1 protein-coding gene is annotated in these 761 nt (G+C 74.0%); it reads right to left on the bottom strand.

Annotated elements, in window-relative coordinates; translation table 11 throughout:
- Positions 1-2: 2 nt before the first annotated feature.
- Positions 3-761: pyridoxal phosphate-dependent decarboxylase family protein (locus AC31A1_RS52150; RefSeq protein WP_489660034.1), on the bottom strand; the 759-nt coding region annotated here is incomplete at its 5' end.

Here is a 761-nt window from a genome sequence, read left to right as displayed (position 1 = left end):
GCTCATCGGGGGGTGTTTCCTTCCACCAGTTTCAGGAGGGCGGCCAGGTCGTCGGGCCGGGTGTGGGGGTTGAGGAGGGTGGCCTTGAGCCAGAGCCGCCCGTCGAGCGCGGCCCGGCCGAGGACGGCCCGTCCGTCGGTGAGGAGTTGACGGCGTACGGCGGCCACGGCGTCGTCGGTGGCGTCGGCGGGCCGGAACAGGACGGTGCTGATGACGGGTGGGGCGTAGAGCTCGAAGCCGGGGTGGTCGCGGACGAGGGCGGCGAACTCCCGTGCGCGGGCGCAGACTTGGTCGACGAGGGTGCCGAGTCCGGTGCGGCCGAGGGTTTTCAGGGTGACGGCGAGTTTGAGGACGTCGGGTCTGCGGGTGGTGCGCATCGAGCGGCCGAGGAGGTCGGGCAGGCCGGCTTCGGTGTCGTCGTCGGCGTTGAGGTAGTCGGCGCGCTGGGTGAGGGCGGCGAGGTCGCGGGGGTGTCGTACGGCGAGGAGGCCGGCGGCGACGGGCTGCCAGCCGAGTTTGTGCAGGTCGAGGGTGACGGTGTGGGCGCGGTCGAGGCCGGCGAGTTTGTCGCGGTGGCGGTCGCTGAAGGTGAGGCCTCCGCCGTAGGCGGCGTCGATGTGGAGGCGGGCGCCGTGCGCGGCGCACAGGCCGGCGATCTCGGGGAGCGGGTCGATGAGTCCGGCGTCGGTGGTGCCAGCGGTGGCGGCGACCAGGACGGAGCCGCGGGGGCCGGGCAGGGCGGTGAGGGCGTCGTCGAGGGC

This window comes from Streptomyces sp. P5F9 (assembly GCF_057961495.1).
Note: the sequence above shows the minus strand (reverse complement) of the source record. Positions and strands in the feature narration are given on the sequence as shown.